The following is a 19,107-nucleotide window of genomic DNA, read 5'->3' as shown; positions in this document are numbered from 1 at the left end:
TGGTTGGCGTCCACGCGGAGCAAATCGGGAGGTTTACCCATGAAGATCGCTGTTCTCGGTACCGGCGGCGGCGCCCGCTGCCACATCGCCAAGCTGCTCGAACTCGGCCATGAGGTCGTGGTCGGTACCCGCGATCCGCAGGCGACGCTGGCCCGCACCGAGCCCGACATGATGGGTAACCCGCCGTTCCAGCAGTTCCTCGCCGAGCATCCCGGAATCACACTGCTGCCCTTCGGTGAGGCCGCGGCCGCCGCCGACGAGCTGGTCATCAGCGGCATCGACGGCCACAACGCGGTCGCGGCTCTCACAGTGATCGCCGACCAGCTGACGGGGAAGACCCTGATCGACTACGCCGTCCCGTTCGTCTACCAGCACGAGCCGGAGCACCCCTGGCCCACGCCGTGGGGGATCATGCCGAAGCTGGAGCCGGTCGACACGGACAGCCTGGGCGAGCAGATCCAGCGAGCGCTGCCCCGTACCCGGGTCGTGAAGTCCTTCGTCACCCAGGAGCAGAGCACCGTCGTCAACCCGGCCGGCGTCGGCGGCGGGGATCACACCATGTTCGTCGCCGGTGACCACGCCGACGCCAAGCAGCAGACCGCTGCCCTGCTCAAGTCCTACGGCTGGACCGACATCCTCGACCTCGGCCCGCTGGTCGCCGCCCGCGGCATGGAGATGTACGCGCACATGCACTCCGCCATCGGCTTCGGCCTCGGCCAACAGTTCGGGGGCCACTTCGGCATCAAGGTCGTCCGCTGATCCCTGCGCCTGACCGGGGGTATGACGTGGCCGGGGGGTATGTGACCGGCTCCGCACCTCACCGCCCGTACAAGTTCCTGTAGCCCGAAGAAGCCACCGAACACCTCGCTCTCTCGGCAGGCCTGCAAAGCGACTTGACGCTACGTCACTGCTGCGACGGCAGGCCCTGGCCGGTGTTGTCGATGTTCTCCTCGGCCCAGGTGCGGAGCAGGTTGAGCGGGACGGCGGCGCTCTTGCCCAGCGCGGTGAGGGCGTACTCGACGTGCAGTGGCACGGCCGGGTAGACGGTGCGGTCGACCAGGCCGAAGTCCTCAAGGCGGCGCAGGGTCTGAGTCAGCACCTTGGGGCTGACGCCCTGGAGTCGGCGCTGCAGTGCGCCGAACCGCTGCGGTCCCTCCTCCATCGCGCCGATGGCCAGCGTGGACCACTTGTTGGCCAGCAGGTCGAGCAGGGCGCGGCAGGGGCACTGCGCGGCGTAGGCGTCGTGGTGCGAGTGCCGGCCGGTCGGGCAGCTGGTCGTCATCTGAGGGCTCTTCTCGCCAGGGTGCTTTCCAAAGGGAAGTACTCTCCCTTGCTGGTAACTACACCCTCGGACGTAGCTTCATTCCCGTCGGCAGTCCTGCCGGCGCGGAGGCCGCCGAAAGGCCTTCCGCTCTCTGCATGGTGCGATTCCAGGAGATGACTCATGTCCGCAGGCATGATGCGCGCGGTGGTCCAGGACGGTTTCGGCGGCCCGGAGGTACTCCGTGTCGAGCAGGTACCCCGGCCCGAGCCGCTGCCGACGGAGGTGCTGGTGCGGGTGCACGCCGCCGGCGTCAACCCGGTGGATTGGAAGACCAGGGCGGGCGATGGCATCGCGGGGGTGCTGGGGCAGCCGCCGTTCGTACTCGGCTGGGACGTTTCCGGAGTGGTGGAGGCGGTGGGCTTCGGCGTCACCACCCTGAAGGCGGGTGATGAGGTGTACGGGATGCCGTGGTTCCCGCGTTCGGCCGGCGGATACGCCGAATATGTCACGGCCCCCGCCCGTCAGTTCGCCCGCAAGCCCATCACGGTGGGACACGAGCAGGCGGCGGCGGTGCCGCTCGCGGCGCTGACCGCCTGGCAGGCGCTGGTGGACACCGCGGACCTCCGAGCCGGGCAGCGCGTGCTGATCCACGCCGCGGCCGGTGGGGTCGGCCACTTCGCGGTCCAGCTCGCCAAGCACCTGGGCGCGCACATTGTCGCCACGGCCGGCGCCGGCCGCCACGCCTGGCTGAAGGAGCTGGGTGCCGACGAGGTCATCGACTACACCGAGGTCCGGTTCGAGGATGTCGCGCGCGACATCGACGTCGTGATCGACCTGGTCGGTGACACCCACGACATGACGAGCCTGCGCTCGCTCCAGGTCCTGCGCCCGAACGGTCTGCTCGTCGCTATCCCGGCCGGTGTTTCGCCCGAACTGGCCGCCGCCGCGCAGGCCCGCGGCGTCCAGGTCACCCCGTTCCTGGTGGAGCCGGACGCTCCGGCCCTGACCCGTATCGCCGAACTCGTCGACGCCGGTCAGGTCGTGGTCGAAGTCGAGGAAGTCTTCCCGCTGGAGCAGGCCGCCCGGGCACACGCCCGAGGTGAGAACGGTCGCACGCGCGGCAAGCTCGTCCTGCGCACCACGGCCTGATCCAGACCGCCAGGGGTATGACGGTCACCGGGTCCTTGACCCACCAGGAGCCGTCCGGCCGATCTGCGCGGAGCCGGGATGACCAAGGCCGCTGCGGTGACTTTGCCCAAGAAGCCGCGGCTGCGTTTGGCGCAGCGGGGTGGCGACGGCCCGCAACTTCTTCAGCCTGTTGAGGGCACACTCAGCGGTGCTGAGTCGCGCCTTGCTCGACGCTGCCTGGGCACAGTCGGCGTCTGAGGGGGGCAGCACCACGGGTGATGTTGGCCAGCGGTCTCGCCTGCTACGGGTCCGATCCGGCGCCGCTCCCGATGCCGGTGGTCAGCGAGTCGACTTTGCCCGTTGCCCGTCAGCCTTCCCGCGCTCACGGTCTTGGCCGCCGAAGTGATCGCTGCGCTGCGGCAGGTCGGAGACGAGGTGGTCGCCGATCTGGTCACCCGCAAATGGCCCCCGCTGTCGAGGCCATTGTGGCATCGTGACCCGCAGTCTTCGACAACAGGTTTGCAGACGAGGTTCCGTTCCTTCCCTCTCCCGTGTCGCTGGTGCCGAGGCTGGAGGAGCTGGCGGGCTGGGCGTGCGAAGGACGAGCGGTAGGGGCGGTATCCGGAAGTCGTTTCCGGGTACGGCCCCTACCGTATGCGGGGCGATTGGTGCGAGGTGGAGGGATGGCACGCGGGGTGCCGCCCCTCCACCTCTCGGGGGATCGCCAGTTGGCCTGAGGGTCAGCCGCGCGGGGAGCGTTCGATGAACGGGGCGAGCAGCTTGGGTACGGCCTCTTCGGCGTAGGCGAGGCCGACGCCGAGGGATACGTCCCGCACCTTGTAGCAGCCGACACCCGCGGTGGTGGCGCCGATGGTGAGCAGCCCGTTGCGTCGCTGGAAGTAGGAGCGGGTGATGTTCCAGCCGATGACGCCGTCCCGCTGGAGGGCGACGGTGCGGCGGGCGAAGGTACCGGCACGGACGACGAGGTAGCGGTCGCGGATTCCGTGGCCGAGGGCACGGTAGGCGTCGTTGGCGAGGGCGATGACGACCGGTATACCGACGAGTGCCGTGATCCAGGCGGTGTGCACCAGGACGGGGGTGAGCCACAGCCCCAGGCCCAGCGGGATCGCGACGACAGGCGCGAGGACCAACAGGCCGCGGTTGATGCGACGGCGCAGGGCGGCGCGGGAGTGCGGGACGAGTTCGGTCAGCTCCGTCGGGGACTGTTCCTCGGCGAGGACGGTGGCGGCGACCCGCAGGGCCTCGTCCCGGGGCACAGGCGGGGTGAGGGAACAGCGGCTTCGGTTCTCGTCGCTGTTGCTGAGGCCGCTGGCTATGGCGCTCAGGCTGGCGCCGCCCGCCCAGCGCAGCAGCATCGGCTCGGCGACCTCGACGCCGCGCAGCCGACGCTCCTCGATGGTGACGGAGCGGGAGATGAGCAGTCCACGGCGGATTCGGAAACTACCGTCCTGCTCGCGCTCCAAGCGGTAGTTGGTCCAGGCGTCCACAAAGGTGGCGGTGGAGATCGCGGCACCCGCGACGGCGGTGATCACGACGGCGACGAGGACGCCGAACCACAGGGGTACGGAACCGAAGCGGTCCTCGATGTCCTTGACGATGCCCAGTTCGAGCGGGTCGACCTTCATCTCGTGCAGGATGCGGTAGGCGGTGCCGACGCCGACGAAGACACTGCCGACGCCCCAGACGGTGAGCGGCGCGTACCGCAGCCAGGCCCAGTCCATCTCGGCGATGGTGACGTCTTCGTCCTGGCCGGTGGCGCGGCCGCTGCCACGGCGGTCGATGAGGAGCCTGCGCAGTTCGCGCGCCTGATGCCTGGTGATGCCGTCGAGGGAAAGCTTGCGGCTGGAGGACGAGCTCTGTTCGCCGGTGCCGATGCGCAGCGAGGTGAGGCCGAAGAGGCGGTGCATCGGCTTGGCTTCGAGGTCGACGCTGCGGATCCGGTCGACGGGGACCGAGCGGTGGCTGCGGAAGAGCAGGCCGGAGCGCAGTTCGACGCGGTCGCCGGTGACGCGGAAGCGGGTGGTCAGCAGCCGCATCGTGCTGATCCCGGTGATGACCAGGAAGGTGATCACCAGTGAGCCGAGCGAGATGAGGGCCTGGAGGTCGGCTCCGGTCAAGGCGACCGTGACGGCGAACAGGGCGAGCGGTCCGGCGAGCATGCTCAGGTTGACCAACAGCAGTCTGGGGCTGAGCCTGCTCCACTCGGGGCCTTCGGCGGCGTCGTTGGAGGTCCCGGTGGCCTCCCGCTGTTCGGTGTCGTGGCTCATGTCGCGTCTCCCGGCGTGGCCTGGGTCGACTTGGTGAGGTGTTCGACCACTTCCCGCGCGGTCCGGTGGTCGATTCCCTTGATCTTCACGGCGCCGGAGTAGGAGGCGGTGGTGACGGTGATGCCGGAGAGACCGAAGAGCTGCTGGAGAGGCCCGCGCAGGGTGTCCACGGTCTGGATGCGAGACAGCGGCACGACCCGCCACTGCTGCCAGAGCCAGCCGGACGCCGCGTAGACGGCTTCGTCGGTGGTCTCCCAACGGTGCACCCGGTAGCGCCAGACGGGCATGACGGCCATGTAGGCGAGGCCCGGTACGAGCGAGATCACGAAGGCCCAGCCGAAGAACAGCCTGGCGGGCGGGATGAAGAGATACAGCACGCCGAAGACGATCGGCAGGGGCAGGGCGAACATCGCAGACTGAAGCGTCCACCAGCCCACTGCCCGGGCTTCGACACGATTGCGCGGGGGCCTGAGCCTGACATCATCCATGTGTTTCACTGCTTCACCCTAGTTCCGAGACGATCTTGCACCAAAGCCGGACCTGACGCTCCGTCATATCAGTGCGTATTGACGGAACTCGCCTGGTGTCCCGCCGTGTTGCCGGCCGCAGGAGTCTGCCCGTCGCGCAGCCGGCGGCGCTTGTCCAGCAGGACGGCGGTCCGCGTCAGCACCATGGCCAGGGCCATGAAGACGAAGGCGTTGGAGTAGACGGCCTGTCCGCTGAGCTTGTAGTCGATGCTGAACCGGACGATGCCCTCGCTGAACCAGTGCTGTGAACCGTAGGCGAAGAGCACACGTGAGGCAGACAGTACCGTCCACACCAGCGCGTAACCGATACCGCCCTTGGTGTAGACCTCGCCGGAGGCGTCCCGGTGGGCGGGGAGCAGTGCCGCGGCTACCAGTCGGCAGATGATACCGGTGCCGATGCCCGCCAGTTGGAGCGAGGGGTCGTTGCCGTCGATCGGCAGCGTGTGCACGAAGAGCGCGAGGCCGCCTCGCCCGCTCCGTCCCCGACGCCCGTGACACCGGCGAATCCCTCGCCGCCCGCGGCGTCCGCCTCTGTCTCGGCGGCACCCTCTACGACCCCACCGAGCCCATGGGCAAGTTGATCTTCAACATCCTCGCCACCTTCGCCGAGCTCGAGGTGGATCTTCTCCGCCTGCGGACCCGGGAGTGGTCCCAGGTGAAGTCCGCGAAGGGGGCGCTCACCAGCGGCAGGTCGTCCCAGGGTGCGGTGATCCAGCCGCCGGTGGTGCGGACGAAGACACGGGAGAGGTCGTAGGGGTCGTTGTGCACCTCCCAGAGTCCGCGTTTGGCCGCGTGGCCGGAGTGTTGCCGCCGCCACGGCCCGAGTTCGGGCGCGTCGTAGGTGCGGTGAGCGATGAGGATGCCGTAGTCGTTGATGGCCCGCCAGGCCACCGGCAGCAGCTCCAGGTAGTCCTCGCCCCGCAGCACCAGCGGCAGATGGCCGCAGGCCGCGACCACCGAGGCGTACTTGTCGTTCGGCGACATCGCCTTCTTCGGCCTGAACGGGTCGCGCAGGCTGTCGTGCGGCCTGGCCTGCCACCCGGCCAGAAGCCACTCGTCAAGAAGGTCCTGGAGTTCGGGGATCGTCCAGACAGCCTGGTCCTCGACCCTCTCGCCGTGACGGGAGACGTTCGGCCCGGTGTAGCCCGCACCGCCTTCGTGCCCACCGGCCGCAGCACCGACGCGCAGATGGTGCGGGTGGCGACATTGACCGCGATGGTCAAGTCCGCGCGGGTGGTGAGTCCGGAGTCGAGCACCACCATCATGTCCAGCGGGGTGGAGTCGATCTGCACCTGTTCCCCGGGCCGGTCCGCGAACGTCGGCGTGAACGGCCCCTCGGGCCGGTTCGCCGTCTGCCGCCGCGTGACCGCCGAACCGAAGGTGTGCTTGCCCGTGGAAAGCACGTCGACGAGCTTGTAGAAGGTGCGCGTGCTCGGCAACGGAACAACCCCCTCACCGTGCGCGGCCTCCACCGTTTTGATCACGCGGCGGCGGATCAGCCGCGACCGCGTGCCGGTCGAGATGTTCGTCTCGCTGTCGAGCACTTCGCGGATCGCAGCCACCAGCCGGGCATCCGCCCGGCCCGTGGCCTCCCACCGCCGCGTCGTGCGCTGATCCACCAGCCCCCGAAGCCCCTGCTTCAGGTAGCGCGACCGCTTGCCCTCCACCGTCCGCAGGCTCACCCCCAGCTCGGACGCCTTCGCCCTCATCCGTTCGGTCAGTGACCGCGTCGCCGGGTCGTACTCCGGCCGCGCAGGTGTGCCCGGCTCGGCCCCGGGCGGCAGCCCGGTCTCCACCTCCACCACATGCCGCAGCCACTCAACCGCCGCCGCCCGCGCCGACTCCGGCAGCGTCTGGAGCGGCCCGAACGGCTCCATCTCCGGCGACGGCTCGGCGCCGGTAACAGCGAAGTCCGGCGCCGCCATCAAGAAGGGGGCCAGCACTACCGATTCCGCCCCTCCGGCCGACCGCAGTCGCACCGCCGTCCCGGCCAGCGCCACCACCTGATGTTCGCCGCCGTCGAAGGTCACCGTGCCGGTAGCCCGCCAGCCACCGGACGTCTCGGACCACGACCGGATCCGGGGCACCCAGTAGCCGGAACTCCTACCCCACCTCGGCGCGGGCTGCCTCCGTCGCCTCGAACTTCGCGCGGTCCTGGGGGCCGCGGCGCTCGGCTGGACGGCAGCCGATGACCACGGCCGTCCCGTCATCGTGACGGGCGAAGTAGTCCGGCGCGTGTGAGACGGCCCGGCCGTTCGCCGCCGACCAGAACAGCCAGAACGGCTGCGAGGAGATACCCACCACCGTCGGGTCGAAGTCCACCAGCATGACGCGGTCGCGCTCCAGCCAGGACTCCTACCCGACGTGCCCGCCCGTCGTCGCCGACCACCACCGGCCCGGCAAGTTGCGCTGCCGACGGTACGACGCGAAGGCGCGTACGGGGAGGGCGCGCTCGAACGGCACGGCCCATGCTTCCGTCAGCGGGCGGCGTAACTCCGACCCGTCCGGGGCTACATACGCGACACCCGCAAGATCCCCCGCAAAGTGAGGCTTCAATCCGCACAGGACCACCTCGCCGATCACCCCGGCACACTCCCAGGGCGGATAGCGGTGAAGATCGAGGATGGAGAGACATGGATCCGCGCTCGATGACGGAGCCGGCTCGGTCACGCAAGCCCTTCGGTCCGTTTGTACGCCCCCGCCCGCGCGGCAACCGCGGCGGCTTCGGCGGCCCGGTCCGCGGCGGCTTCGTCCAGGCGATCGCCGCTGGTCAGCAGGCGATAGTAGAGCGGGGCGGAGACAGCGCGGATCACTTCGTGGGTGTCGGTACCGTCGGGCACCTCGCCCCGGTCGATGGCTTGCTGGACGCAAGGGGCCCACTCCTTGACACGGATGTCGTAGAAGTGATGGAGGGCCTCGGCCGTCTTCGCCTCGCAGGTGGCTGCTGCGATCACGGCCTTGAACAGCGCTCCCTGCCGCGGGTCGGCCAAGGTGCGCTGCACGAGCCGGGCGTTGGCTTTGAGGTCGCCGAGCAGTGAACCGGTCTCGGTACGCGGCAGCGACTGCTCGGCCATGTCCGTCAGCAGGTCGGCCACCAAGCCGGTCACCGTTCCCCAGCGACGGTAGACGGTCGTCTTGCCCACTTCGGCGCGGCGCGCGATGTCGGCGAGGTCGAGGTGGGCGAAGCCCTGCTCAGCCAGTGTGTCCCCGGCTACCTGCAGCACCGCCGCCCGCACTCGCGCCGTGCGCCCTCCCGGCCGGACGGTCCCCGGCCCCGCGCTCTCCGAATCCATAACGGGACTCCAGTTTCTTTAGTCGCTCGATTCTGCTACCTTGACCCACATATTAACGGAACCACGGAACCGTTAGTCATCCGTGGCTGAGGAGATCGAGGAGCGACCATGGAGTACAGGCGGCTGGGTGCATCCGGACTCAAGGTCCCCGCGCTGAGCTTTGGCGCCGGCACCTTCGGAGGCCAAGGACCGCTGTTCGGCGCCTGGGGCAACACTGATGCGCGAGAAGCGCGCCGCCTCGTGGACATCTGCCTGGACGCCGGAATCACGATGTTCGACACCGCCGACGTCTACTCCGGCGGCGCGTCCGAGCAGGTGTTGGGCGACGCCATCAAAGGCCGCAGGGACCAGGTGATCGTGTCCACCAAGACCAGCCTGCCGATGGGGGACGGCCCAGGCGATGCGGGCTCCTCTCGGTCGCGCCTGATCACCGCGTGCGAGGACGCGCTGCGCCGGCTCAGCACCGACTACATCGACCTGTTCCAACTGCACGCCTTCGACGCAGGCACACCGATCGAGGAGACCCTGTCCACGCTCGACGATCTCGTCCGAGCGGGCAAGGTCCGCTACCTGGGCGTCTCCAACTTCTCCGGCTGGCAGGCGATGAAGTCCCTTGCGATCTCCGACAGATACGGCCACTCGCGCTACATCGCGCATCAGGTCTACTACTCCCTCGTCGGCCGCGACTACGAGTGGGAACTGATGCCCCTCGGACTTGACCAGGGCCTCGGAGCGTTGGTCTGGAGCCCGCTCGGCTGGGGACGGCTCACCGGCAAGGTTCGCCGCGATCAACCGCTCCCCGCCGGCAGTCGACTGCACAACACCGCCGACTACGGCCCGCCGGTAGATGATGAGCACCTCTACCGCGTGATCGACGCCCTAGACGAAATCGCGCAGGAGACCGGCAAGGCCATTCCGCAAATCGCCATCAACTGGCTGCTGCAGCGGCCGACTGTCTCCTCCGTCATCATCGGCGCCCGCAACGAGGAGCAGCTTCGCCAGAACCTCGGCGCCGTCGGCTGGGCACTCACGCCCGACCAGATGGCGAAACTCGACGCGGCGAGCGGCAGGACAGCGCCCTACCCGTACTTTCCTTACCAGCGCCAGGAAGGGTTCGCCCGCCTCAACCCGCCGGTCGGTGACCTCACGCCTGTGACCGCTGCCTGACGTGGTGGGTGACGAGGAACGTGTCGTCCGTGTCGTTGAGGTCGTCGATCGGCATGAACAGGGCAACCTCGGAGGGATCGTCGATGTGGTCGTCGTCCTCGCTGTCGGCGCAGTGGTACTGAGCACCCATCGGACGTCACTCTCCCGGTGACGACAAGCTCGCCTGGAAAGCTCGGGCGGTGTTGGGCGAGCCCGCTGGGGCAGGTGGTGGCCTTGTGGCGAGAGTGACCGTGGTGACCACCTACGGGTGGTAGAGGGCGCGGGTGCGTGCCAGGTCGGCGGGACCGTCCTGGCCGAGGCTGAGGAAGTGGTTCACCTGCCACGCCTGCGTGCCGCGGGCCTGCCGGTTGGTCGTGGTCACCCACGGCGGATAGACGCGGAATCCGCGCTTTCCTCCGGAGCCGTCGCGGGAGACGATGCCGCGCTCGCACAACACCTCGCGCGGGAAGACAAACTGCCCGAAGCCGTCGTCGTCGCGGCTGCTGATGACGAAGAGGTCCACGTCGTCCTCGACGTCGAAGGGCCGGATCGGTCCCTCCTCGGACCGCTGCCACACGGTGACGAACTGACCCACCTTCGTCGGGGTGGTCTTGGCCACGCGGAAGCGCACTGAGCGGCCATCGAGTGTGAACGCGCATGCCGCGTACTCGGCGCTCTCCGGTTCGGGTACCGGCGGCGAGCAGGTGAAGCCGCTCGGGTCGTACGCCAGCGTCTTCGCCGCGAGCAGGTCACCATGAAGCATGGCCCAGGGCTGATTAGTCACCATGCTGTCATCCTGCCATCGCGGACCGGGCCCGCTGTCCTGGCCTTCCGTGAGCTGCCTGATTGTCTCCGGAGACAGACACACCTTGAGAGGACGCAGGTCATGAGGCGGCAAGCGCCGTCGGCGTCTGCGTGCTGCGGGGGAAGAGCGTACCGGGGTGTGTCATGTGGTTACAGACTGAGCACGATTGCTGCGCTCACACCTCCTAGGCCGAGTGCGAGGGCGGCCTCGCCCCAGCCGCCGGTACCCCAGCGGAAGAACCAGTCGAGGGCCAGTCGGCCCGGGCCGATGGCGGCGATGGCCAGGGCGGTCACGGTGATGGCCACGCTGTACTCGACCCCGCCGTGCGTCTCCCACAGGCCATGGGCCCCTGTCACCGTCGCCACCGCAGTGATCATCACGCCGATCACGGCAGCGGCCGCGAGCGGGGTGAGGAGTCCGACAGCCAGGCCGAGGCCCCCGAGGAATTCGGAGAGGCCGCAGAGCGCGGCGAAGAGCTTTCCGGGGTGGTAGCCGAGGGCGGCAAATCCCCTACCGGTCGCGCTCAGACCGTGGACGCCAAAAATTCCGAACAGTTTCTGAGCGCCGTGTCCGGCCATGAACAGGCCGAAAGTGAGTCTGAGGAGCAGAATGCCCCAGTCCGCCGCGTACGATGCCGACGCGGTGGTCCGGGGCACCGGTGAGTCTTCGGAACTCGCAGGACGGTACAGAATGCGTTGTGCAAGCATGCTGTTGCTCCCATCGCCGGAGCGGGCGTACGGTGAGCTGCGCTTCCCCCGAGCGGGCAAATAATGCTGGTATGTATGCGTCGGGTATGCCGAGATTCAGGGCCCGTCCACTACGAGTGACGGCCGAAGCACCGGTCCATGCCATCGAGGAATTATTCCTAGATGAGCGCTCATCTCTATGTATACGAAGCGGAGATTTTGAGGGATTGAGGACGGCCTGGCCCGCTCCTGGACTGGTTTCCGGTGCGGCCGTTGGGCGGACGCGGTTGCTCAACTGCCAGCAGACTGAGGGGAATCAGAATGACCGTCGGCAGCCCCCGAGGAGCGCGCCTGTGACACGGCGCGAACGACCAAACTACGGGCCGTTCCCGGTCCCGGACGAACGCGCCACCGTCGTCGTGACTCCCGGCAGCGAGGGATCGTTTCAGTCAGCAAGTCGGTCCAGTCGGCGCCGGAGCCTGTCTGCCGCTCTGTGATGCTCAGTCGTCCCCCGCACAGCAGCCGTGCCGAGGCCCGGAAGCGGCGGTGGTCTCCGAACGGCAGAAGCAGGACGCGTCGATCGGCACGTCCGCCATCGCCGCGGCGATCTTCAGCTGCTGGGCCACGATCTGTGCCTCTCCCTCCTTGCCGAGCCGCACGAGGCACTCGTGAAGGCCGTGCAACGCCCAGACGTTGCCCGGGTGCTGCAGCGGGCGCGGCAGCGTGTCGTCGAGTCCGAGGTCGGCGCGGTAGACGGCCTCCGCCTCCGCGACCAGGCCCTGTTCGAGAAGCAGTGCGCCGTATGCGTGCCGGGTGGGCTGCATCCACCCCCACGGCTCGTCGTACGGGAGGCCGTCATCCAGCTCCGTCGACCGGCGCAGTGCCGCGAACGCCGTGTCTACCTTCCCCTTGCGGTAGTCCAGCTCTCCGTCCAGCATCTGCGCGGCGATCGCCAGGATGTCCGCACAGGTGTTGTTGAACAACATCCGCGTCTCCGGAACCCGGGCGACCGCGGCGCGGAAGAGTTCACGTTCCGTTTCGACCTCGTCGATCCGGCCCGTGGCCGAGAGCGCGACTCCGCGCGCGTACCGCAGCATTGCCGTGGTCACGCAGTACAGCTGCGCGTCGGCGGGCATCTCAAGGCTGAGGATGTCGTCCCAGCGACCGAAGCGGATGAGCACATGCACCCGCATCGCGAGGAAGCCCTCCAGCCAGTCCGCCATGGGAGGGCTGTCCACCCGCAACAGTTCCTCGGGTACGGCCCCTTCGAGCCGGCCCGCCGTGTCGATCGCGTCCTGGAAGCGCCCGAGGAACATCGCGCCGTAGATCTTGAAGTGGAGGTTGTGGCACCGGTACAGGGTGTAGAAATTCATCGCCCCGGCCCTGGTGTGGAACTTCTCGTCGGCCGCGATCGCCTCGGCGTTGTCGGAGATCACACGGCGGTAGTCGCCGCAGAGTACTTCCAGGTGTGACGGCATGTGCTGGAGGTGGCCCGCGTCCGGCACCAGACCGCGCAGCCGGTCACCCGCCGGCAGGGCGACCTCGGGAGTCGGCGACATCTCCATCAGGTGGATGTACATGTGCAGCAGGCCCGGGTGCCGCGCGCCCGCCCGTGTGGCGAGCGCCCGCTCGAGTACGGCCTTGGCCTCGGTGGTGCGCGCGCCCGGAGCCGGCCTGCCCGTGCGGATGTCCCACAACTGCCAGGGCGTGAGGTTCATCAGGGCGTCGGCGTACAGGGTGGCCACGTCGAGGTCGTCGACCGCCAGTTCGTGGACGGCTCGCATGCTGTCGGCATAGGCGACGTTCCACACGGAACAGTCCTCGGCGTCCGGCGCCTGGGCCCGTGGATAGCGGGCACACAGTGCGCCGATGAGCGCTTGCTCGACCGGGGTCGCGCCGGCGGCCTTCGCCTGCGCCCGCTGTACCGCGGCATGCGCACGCTCCACGGTCCGCCCGAGGTCCTGTTCGTCGAAGAACTCCCAGGGTTTGTTGTAGTTGGGGCCGAGTGCGTAGGCCAGGCCCCAGTCGGCCATGGCGCAGTCGGGATCCGTCGCGGCGGCGGCCTCGAAACAGCGGACGGCCTCCTCGTGGTTGAAGGCGTACGTCCAGTTGAGCCCGCGGTCGAACCAGGTCTGCGCATCGGAGGACGATGTCGTCACGCGCCGACCGTGACTACCGAGGTCGTAGTAGTGCATACGAGCTCCTCAACACTGACGGGCAACCGCCCCGGTTACTGGGATGGCGCGACGGCGGCCGGTGCGACGACCCTAGCGAAGGATGGCGGAGATACGGCCGATTCAGGTAGGGAACTACCCAGGTGCGATGTCTGGAGAATTACGTCGTTGGGCCGAGCCGGATTCTGGCTCTGGGCTCATGTCCGCGCAGCGAACAGGGTTTCGAGGTGGCAGGACTTCGCCCCACCAATACATGTCGCAAAGACGTGCTTGATCTTGAGAGCAGCGGGCGTGACCTGGGCCGATGTGGCGTCGTTGAGTCGGTCATGAAAAAGATCGGCGCGCTCGCCGCGCTCACCATGACCGGTCTCGCGCTCGCCACCCCAGCCCACGCCGGCAACGACAGCGACCACGGTCACATCAACGTCACTGGACGGAACTTCTCCGCCGCCAACCTCTGCAAGCAAGCACTCGGGCTCGTCCCGCTGCCCGCACCGTGGACGGATGACGCGGTGGACGACGCCTGCAACAACCGCGACCACATCCACTACGCCCACAACTAGTACGCCGCCCTGTGGGCCGGCGAAGCAGGCTGAGGCTCTAGCGTTACGGTATGACGTCAAGGCCATTCCGCTTTCCGTCGCAGCCGGTCCGTGGCGTGCGCGTGTTGCATCAAAGACAGAACTGCGCGCCGCACTTCGCGGAGATCGTGGTGGATTTCGAGCCCGCGGCCGAGGGGTTCGTCTTCGAGGTGGCCGAGGGGCTGGCGGTGGAGTACGAGCCCGCCGGGGATCTGCCGCGGTTCTTCGCCGCAGTCGCCGAGGGGATCAAGGAGCAGTTGGGGCTGCCCGAGCACGGTGTCGAGGCCGCCACCAAGGTGGTGCTTCGGCAGGTCCGAGCCGAGGCGTTCGGCTCCCATGAGTTGGCGTTCAAAATCGCCGGCTATCTCGCTGCTCGCAAGGCGCTGGAGCAGTCGGCAATGCCGCGCGTGTGAAGGGTTCCGCCGCAGTGGCCTGCACCGTGCTTCCCTGTACGACGGAGCGAGAGGTGAGTCAGGGGTGTCACGGCGGGCACTTCACACGGTCACGTAACAGCGAGCCGCGCGCACAAGCGTGGTCGGGATCCAGACGGACCGTCTGCACGGGTGTGGGCGGACTCTCGACGGTCAGACACGCTGGACAATTGTTGCTCGAAGTAACGGCGTGGTGTCCCGTTGACTGACATCATCAGTCATAGTCGCGGCAGTTCTCGACGAAAGGTGCGCGGCGAGAGGACTGGGCGCTGGCGTGACACGCCGAAAGGGAGGCATGCCTGGCTTCCGCACGCTGACGGCGGTCCGGCCTGTCCGTGGAATGTGTTGGGGGCGCCGTCGATGAGTTGGTTTCACCACACCTGGACAGGTGATTACGCGTTACCGGCCGCCGTGAGCGCGGCCATCGCGTGGGTCGGGCTGGCACGCGAGTTCGCCGGAAAAGGACGACTGCTGGGCAGCTGGGCATCGTCCGGTCTGATGCTGCTCGTGCTGGCGTTGATGGGAGCGGTGGCGGCCGGCGCGGTGGTACTGCTTCCGCACGCGGCATCGATTCCTCCGGTGATCGCGGGCGCCGCGACGGGTGCCACCGCGCTGCCCCGACGGAGACAGGACGAGACGGCGCAGCCGTACGTCAAGTTCATGACGCTGGGAATCGCCCTGGCCAGGGAGCGGCTGGTGCAGCGTGTGCACCTTGACGCGTGTACCTGGTCGGACCGCTTTCTGCACGGTGTTGAAACCTCTGCCCAGCTCAGGGTGTTCGTCCACGATCTCAAGCTGTACCTGCTGGAGCGGCATCCGCTCGCTGCCGAGACGAAAATGATCAACGCCATCTATGCGGATGTCGAGAAGGCGATCGACGCGGCGCTGGACGTGCAGACCGGCATCGACGAGTCGTGCCGTCAGGCTGAGCGTGAGCCGACGGGTGATGAACTCATCGCCCGACGCCAGGCGTTCGGCACCGCCCTCGCACAGTGCGGACACCTGCTGCGTTTCGCGTACGTCCACGGCCGTAGGAGCGAGAACGGAGAACTCCAGACGCTGCGGGCGAAGGCGATGTCGAACGACGCTTTCCACAGTCCGGCACTGCCACCGCAGCGTCGGTGGTTCGACCGCTGGCTGACCCGCTGAACCAAGGCGGGATCGTGATCCGCTGCGGGCGGGCGGGATGACTGAGGCAGAAGCGCTGGTCCCGACGCGCAGCGGTGGGCCGGGAAGACGCCTACCGGTGGGCCGGGAGCCCGCTGCTCCTGACGGGCGACGCATCTGTGGTGCCGCCGGATTCGGCGTCCGCTGACCGTGGTCGGGCACAGAAGGTGATCTGGACGTCGGCATCCAGCGCCTCCGCCACGGCGGCGAGCGTCCGGACCGTCAGGTTCGCATCGCCGGACATGATCTGGCTGACCCGGCCCGGGCTGACGCCCATCGCGTGCGCCAGATCGGAGCGGTTCTTGCCCAGCCCTGCCAGCAGTCCGGCGAGGGAGGCCGTCGCCTGCCTCGCTATCCGGGCAGCCGCTAAGTTCGTCCGGCTCTCGTCACGGGCAAAAATGCCCATGGGGCACCCCCAACTCATGGAGTGGCAACACTTGTTGCCACTCCATGAGGATGCCACCTTTAGCTATGACTAAAAACCCGGTCGGTGAAGAATCTACGCCCAACATCCCACGTCGAGGTCGCTGACCTGCAGTAATTCACTTCGAGAAAGAAACGCAAAGTCACCCTGTCGGGTCAGTGGCCGTCTCGTCCGGCCTGATCCGAGGCGACGGCGTCTCGAGCCGCAGGCGTCGGCAGTACCCCGACCACTCCAGTCGTTCCACGACCGTGGGGACGTGCTCGTCGGCGGCCCGCCGGTTCACCGGCGGGCCGCCGCCATGAGCCCGGCGCGGAGGTCCCCTGTCAGATCGCGCGCCACTCGCACACCACGAAGGCCACGACCGCGTACTCGTCAGCTGGCGCTTTGTGACTTGCGGGCCGGCGTACGCGTCCGAAGCATGGCCGGGCGCTGCGTCCAGCAGTCCCGCTGCCCCGGCCTCACCAGGTGACGGGCAGGCGGATGGGGAAGCGGCGGATGGTCCCGGTGTCCCATTGGATCTCGTCGCGGTCGACATCGAGGCGCAGGTGCGGGAAGCGGGTGAGCAAGCCGGTGACCGCGCTGTCCAGCTCCGCCCGTGCGAGCGGTGCGGCCAGGCAGTGGTGCCCACCCCAGCCGAATGTCATGTGCGGGTGGGCCGGGCGCTCGAGGTCCAGGGTGTGCGGATCGGGGAAGATGACCGGGTCCCGGTTGGCTGCCAGGTAGGACACGTGCACGTAGTCGCCCGCCCGGATGGCGGTTCCCTCGACCTCCGCGTCCTCCAGCGCGATCCGTGGGATGCCCACGCCCTTGCGGAAGGGGATGAACCGCAGCAGCTCCTCCAGCGCGTCGGGGAACCGCGCGGGCTCGCGCTCGAGCGCGCTCCGCTCCTCGGGCCGGGTCAGCAGCAGATAGGCGATGTTGCTGATCTGGCAGGTCGCGGTGTCGTTGCCGCTGAGGATGAGCGTCACGGCCAGGACGGCCAACTCGTCGTCACTCAGCGGCTCCTCGCCCTCCGGCACCGGGGCCGCGGCCATCGCGCTGAGCAGGTCCTCGCCCGGCGCGCGCCGCCGGTCCGGGATCAAGTCGGCGAAGTACTTCCGCAGCTCGGCCTTGGCGTCGGCCGCGTCCTGCTTGGTGTCCGGGGAGGTGGCCAGAAGCCGCATGGTGCACGTGCGCAGGTGATCGCGGTCGGACTCGGGGACGGCGAGCAACTCGCAGATCGTCAGGTGGGGGAGCGGAACGGACAGATGTGTCACCAGATCCGCGGGCGGTCCCGCCTCGGCCATCGCCGTGAGCAGACCGGCCACCACTCGGTCCACGGCGGGACGCATGCCTGCCACCCGCTCCCGTGTGAACGCCTGGGCTGCCACATGCCGCAGCCGGGTGGCGTGCGGCGGGTCCGCCACGTTGATCGACTCCGGGGACACGATGGGCTCGGGCGTCATCCTCGGATAGTCGCGCCCGACGATCGCCGCCCGGCTGAACCTCGGGTCGCACGTCACCTGGCGCACTCCGGCGAAGCTGGTCACCAGCCACGCCTCGGTCTCGCCGTAGGGCAATCGGATCCGGCTGACGGGGCCGCGCTGCGCCAACGCGGCCAGCGAGGGATCGAACTCCAACCCGTCAGCGAAGTCGAAGGGGCAAGAGCGCGCTGTCGTGTCGTGGGACGTCATGGGGAGTCCTTAATGCGTCGAGGGGTGCGTCGCTTTCGAGGGTGCAGGCTTTTCCCGTACTCGCCGTACAGCGAGCTTCGGGTGGCATGGATAGGCCGAAGGGGTTGTTCGAGCAGCCGCAGAATCGGGTCAGAAGGGCTTGTGTCCCGAGCACCGATTTCTCGATGTCCATCACCGTGGCGGAGGCGCCGCCGGTCGAACCCCGGGCTGTCTGCGGCCGGCCTTACACGGAGAGCCGTGTCAGGGATCTCGCCGTTGGGGGCCGGGCCGTCCGGTATATGGGCACCGGGACTCCTGCCGCGGCTCTTGCGGCGATGCGGGAAGGCCCTTGTCCGGTCGGCTGTGCTGCCTGAGCGATGGCCGTTCAACCGGCCACAGCGGTGATCTGCTGGGCGGTGACGGGTTGGCTCGGGCTGGTCGCGATCCGGGATGCCACTTCGTCCCTGAGGCCGGCCTCGGAGAGGGGCGAAGCTGCGGAGCGGATCTCATCCGGCTGGAGAACGTCGGGTGCGCCGCCTCGCGGCTCGCTGGACATAGCGTCCTCCCGGTTGTCTGGCCTGAAAGAGGTCATCTGTATCAATATGCGGCAGGTTGGCGTGCCTCGCAGAACAGACGCTTCAGGCAACGGACTGGACAATGGAGTGGTCCGTCGGCCGGCGTGCGGCCGTTGTGTCCGGTTGGGCAGGCGCCGATCCCAGGCTCCGGTCCGCATTGTCAAATCATCAATCTGGAAGAAATTCCAGGGCATGGTTCTGCGCCCATAGGACAAAGGTGCGAACCGGGCTGCCGGTGACCTCCTCGGCTGTGGCTGTCGGGACGTCCGCCGCCTGCGGCACCAAGGCGCGCGGGCCGTCCCGTGTCGGGCCCAGTGGCCCACGTATGAGTTGCCCTGAACTGCCAAGGCGCCGCCGACCGAGTGGCCCTGCCGTGCGGGTGGGTCTACGGCCGGAATCGCGACGATCCCCAGCAGGGTCCCGATGGCGGGCCTCGCCTCCGCCAATGCCGAACTGGTTGATGGTCCGATGGAGGGCCGCTGCTCGGCATCGCAGGCTGGCTCCGGGACGAGATCGGCATTGGAGGTTTCCCTCCAGGGCGAGCTCGGGCAGTGCGGGTCCCGCGAGCGGGCGTGCACGATCCGCGTCCGGGTGATCCGGCCTGCTGGGGCTGGTCGGGTGACAGTCCTTGATCCTCCGGATTCGGTTGGGTGCGGACACCGCAGCGGCGTGGACCCTGCCGGGGCGCTCAGGCTCGGCGCCGTGCCGGGGCCCGATCAAGGAAACGCAGGTGGGCGAGTCTCTGCGTGAAGATCTGGTCGGGAGAGGGGAGCCGCTGTCAGTGCGGTGCGCGGCTGGTCCGGAGAGCAGTGGTGGCGAGGAATCCTGTTGCGGCGGCGGTAAGGAGGGCGCACAGGGCGAGGAAGAGTGTGTTGCGCTGCATGGGGGTTGCCTTTCTTGCCGTGGTGATGGATGTCCTGGACAACGGCGGCGGTGCCGATTTCGGCTCGTCCGTGCCGTGGATGC

Annotated in this window: 21 protein-coding genes and 1 pseudogene; 10 read left to right on the top strand and 12 right to left on the bottom strand. The window is 68.4% G+C overall.

The window, feature by feature from the left end:
* Positions 1-39: 39 nt before the first annotated feature.
* Positions 40-759, top strand: coding sequence for an NADPH-dependent F420 reductase (locus AVL59_RS25360; protein ID WP_067308502.1), 720 nt, complete (start codon positions 40-42; stop codon positions 757-759).
* A gap of 145 nt (positions 760-904) precedes the next feature.
* Here AVL59_RS25360 and AVL59_RS25355 read toward each other — a convergent pair whose 3' ends face one another.
* Positions 905-1,282: a winged helix-turn-helix transcriptional regulator gene (locus AVL59_RS25355; protein ID WP_067308499.1), complete on the bottom strand. Its 378-nt coding sequence runs from the start codon at positions 1,280-1,282 to the stop codon at positions 905-907.
* Positions 1,283-1,444: 162 nt separating this feature from the next.
* Here AVL59_RS25355 and AVL59_RS25350 point away from each other — a divergent pair, with 162 nt between their 5' ends.
* On the top strand, positions 1,445-2,413 hold the full coding sequence (locus AVL59_RS25350; protein ID WP_067308496.1) for an NADP-dependent oxidoreductase: 969 nt from the start codon (positions 1,445-1,447) through the stop codon (positions 2,411-2,413).
* 719 nt (positions 2,414-3,132) lie between these two features.
* Here the strand turns inward: AVL59_RS25350 and AVL59_RS25345 are convergent.
* The 3 genes from AVL59_RS25345 to AVL59_RS25335 form a co-directional block, all read right to left on the bottom strand.
* The gene (locus tag AVL59_RS25345; RefSeq protein WP_067308493.1) at positions 3,133-4,680 is read right to left on the bottom strand and encodes a PH domain-containing protein; all 1,548 of its coding nucleotides are present in this window, start codon (positions 4,678-4,680) and stop codon (positions 3,133-3,135) included.
* A complete protein-coding gene (locus AVL59_RS25340; protein WP_067308490.1) occupies positions 4,677-5,168 on the bottom strand; it encodes a PH domain-containing protein in 492 nt (163 codons plus the stop codon). The genes AVL59_RS25345 and AVL59_RS25340 overlap by 4 nt, the downstream gene beginning before the upstream one ends.
* A 68-nt stretch (positions 5,169-5,236) precedes the next feature.
* On the bottom strand, positions 5,237-5,656 hold the full coding sequence (locus tag AVL59_RS25335; protein WP_208870449.1) for a hypothetical protein: 420 nt from the start codon (positions 5,654-5,656) through the stop codon (positions 5,237-5,239).
* 74 nt (positions 5,657-5,730) lie between these two features.
* Here AVL59_RS25335 and AVL59_RS56645 point away from each other — a divergent pair.
* From AVL59_RS56645 to AVL59_RS54960, 4 genes and pseudogenes are all read left to right on the top strand, one after another.
* Positions 5,731-5,961 (top strand): annotated as a pseudogene (locus AVL59_RS56645) (recombinase family protein); the annotation flags it as partial.
* A gap of 362 nt (positions 5,962-6,323) precedes the next feature.
* A complete protein-coding gene (locus tag AVL59_RS54970) occupies positions 6,324-6,626 on the top strand; it encodes a hypothetical protein (RefSeq protein ID WP_159400077.1) in 303 nt (100 codons plus the stop codon).
* Between the two features lie 9 nt (positions 6,627-6,635).
* A complete protein-coding gene (locus tag AVL59_RS54965; RefSeq protein ID WP_159400076.1) occupies positions 6,636-6,821 on the top strand; it encodes a hypothetical protein in 186 nt (61 codons plus the stop codon).
* Positions 6,822-6,863: 42 nt separating this feature from the next.
* The gene (locus tag AVL59_RS54960; protein WP_162494765.1) at positions 6,864-7,214 is read left to right on the top strand and encodes a hypothetical protein; all 351 of its coding nucleotides are present in this window, start codon (positions 6,864-6,866) and stop codon (positions 7,212-7,214) included.
* 96 nt (positions 7,215-7,310) lie between these two features.
* Here AVL59_RS54960 and AVL59_RS54955 read toward each other — a convergent pair whose 3' ends face one another.
* Positions 7,311-7,535 (bottom strand): hypothetical protein, encoded by a 225-nt coding sequence (locus AVL59_RS54955; protein WP_237281662.1) that lies wholly within the window; start codon positions 7,533-7,535, stop codon positions 7,311-7,313.
* A 338-nt stretch (positions 7,536-7,873) separates the two neighbouring features.
* A complete protein-coding gene (locus tag AVL59_RS25320; protein WP_067308487.1) occupies positions 7,874-8,500 on the bottom strand; it encodes a TetR/AcrR family transcriptional regulator in 627 nt (208 codons plus the stop codon).
* 108 nt (positions 8,501-8,608) lie between these two features.
* Between AVL59_RS25320 and AVL59_RS25315 the strand changes: the two genes are divergently transcribed.
* Positions 8,609-9,667: an aldo/keto reductase gene (locus AVL59_RS25315; RefSeq protein WP_067308484.1), complete on the top strand. Its 1,059-nt coding sequence runs from the start codon at positions 8,609-8,611 to the stop codon at positions 9,665-9,667.
* On the opposite strand, the gene AVL59_RS52545 is transcribed toward AVL59_RS25315, so the two are convergent.
* The 4 genes from AVL59_RS52545 to AVL59_RS25300 all read right to left on the bottom strand — a co-directional run bounded on the left by AVL59_RS52545 (position 9,645) and on the right by AVL59_RS25300 (position 13,332).
* Positions 9,645-9,797 carry a hypothetical protein gene (locus AVL59_RS52545; RefSeq protein ID WP_159400075.1) on the bottom strand — a complete coding sequence of 51 codons (153 nt, stop codon included), beginning with the start codon at positions 9,795-9,797 and terminating at the stop codon, positions 9,645-9,647. The genes AVL59_RS25315 and AVL59_RS52545 overlap by 23 nt on opposite strands.
* Positions 9,798-9,908: 111 nt before the next feature.
* The gene (locus tag AVL59_RS25310) at positions 9,909-10,433 is read right to left on the bottom strand and encodes a MepB family protein (protein WP_067308481.1); all 525 of its coding nucleotides are present in this window, start codon (positions 10,431-10,433) and stop codon (positions 9,909-9,911) included.
* Positions 10,434-10,600: 167 nt separating this feature from the next.
* Entirely contained in the window at positions 10,601-11,158 is a 558-nt protein-coding gene (locus tag AVL59_RS25305; protein ID WP_067308478.1) for a DoxX family protein, read from the bottom strand.
* 479 nt (positions 11,159-11,637) lie between these two features.
* Complete coding sequence (locus AVL59_RS25300; RefSeq protein ID WP_067308475.1) at positions 11,638-13,332, bottom strand: tetratricopeptide repeat protein; 1,695 nt, start codon at positions 13,330-13,332, stop codon at positions 11,638-11,640.
* 305 nt (positions 13,333-13,637) lie between these two features.
* Here AVL59_RS25300 and AVL59_RS25295 point away from each other — a divergent pair, with 305 nt between their 5' ends.
* The 3 genes from AVL59_RS25295 to AVL59_RS25285 all read left to right on the top strand — a co-directional run bounded on the left by AVL59_RS25295 (position 13,638) and on the right by AVL59_RS25285 (position 15,472).
* On the top strand, positions 13,638-13,874 hold the full coding sequence (locus tag AVL59_RS25295; protein ID WP_067308473.1) for a hypothetical protein: 237 nt from the start codon (positions 13,638-13,640) through the stop codon (positions 13,872-13,874).
* 104 nt (positions 13,875-13,978) lie between these two features.
* The gene (locus AVL59_RS52540) at positions 13,979-14,305 is read left to right on the top strand and encodes a hypothetical protein (RefSeq protein WP_159400074.1); all 327 of its coding nucleotides are present in this window, start codon (positions 13,979-13,981) and stop codon (positions 14,303-14,305) included.
* Between the two features lie 219 nt (positions 14,306-14,524).
* Positions 14,525-15,472: a hypothetical protein gene (locus tag AVL59_RS25285; protein ID WP_159400073.1), complete on the top strand. Its 948-nt coding sequence runs from the start codon at positions 14,525-14,527 to the stop codon at positions 15,470-15,472.
* Between the two features lie 91 nt (positions 15,473-15,563).
* Here the strand turns inward: AVL59_RS25285 and AVL59_RS25280 are convergent, their stop codons facing one another.
* A complete protein-coding gene (locus AVL59_RS25280) occupies positions 15,564-15,896 on the bottom strand; it encodes a helix-turn-helix domain-containing protein (RefSeq protein ID WP_067308466.1) in 333 nt (110 codons plus the stop codon).
* Between the two features lie 476 nt (positions 15,897-16,372).
* Complete coding sequence (locus AVL59_RS25275; RefSeq protein ID WP_067308464.1) at positions 16,373-17,587, bottom strand: cytochrome P450; 1,215 nt, start codon at positions 17,585-17,587, stop codon at positions 16,373-16,375.
* Between the last annotated feature and the right edge of the window lie 1,520 nt (positions 17,588-19,107).

The sequence above is a fragment of the Streptomyces griseochromogenes genome, assembly GCF_001542625.1.
In the GTDB taxonomy this organism is placed as follows: domain Bacteria; phylum Actinomycetota; class Actinomycetes; order Streptomycetales; family Streptomycetaceae; genus Streptomyces; species Streptomyces griseochromogenes.
Note: the sequence above shows the minus strand (reverse complement) of the source record. Positions and strands in the feature narration are given on the sequence as shown.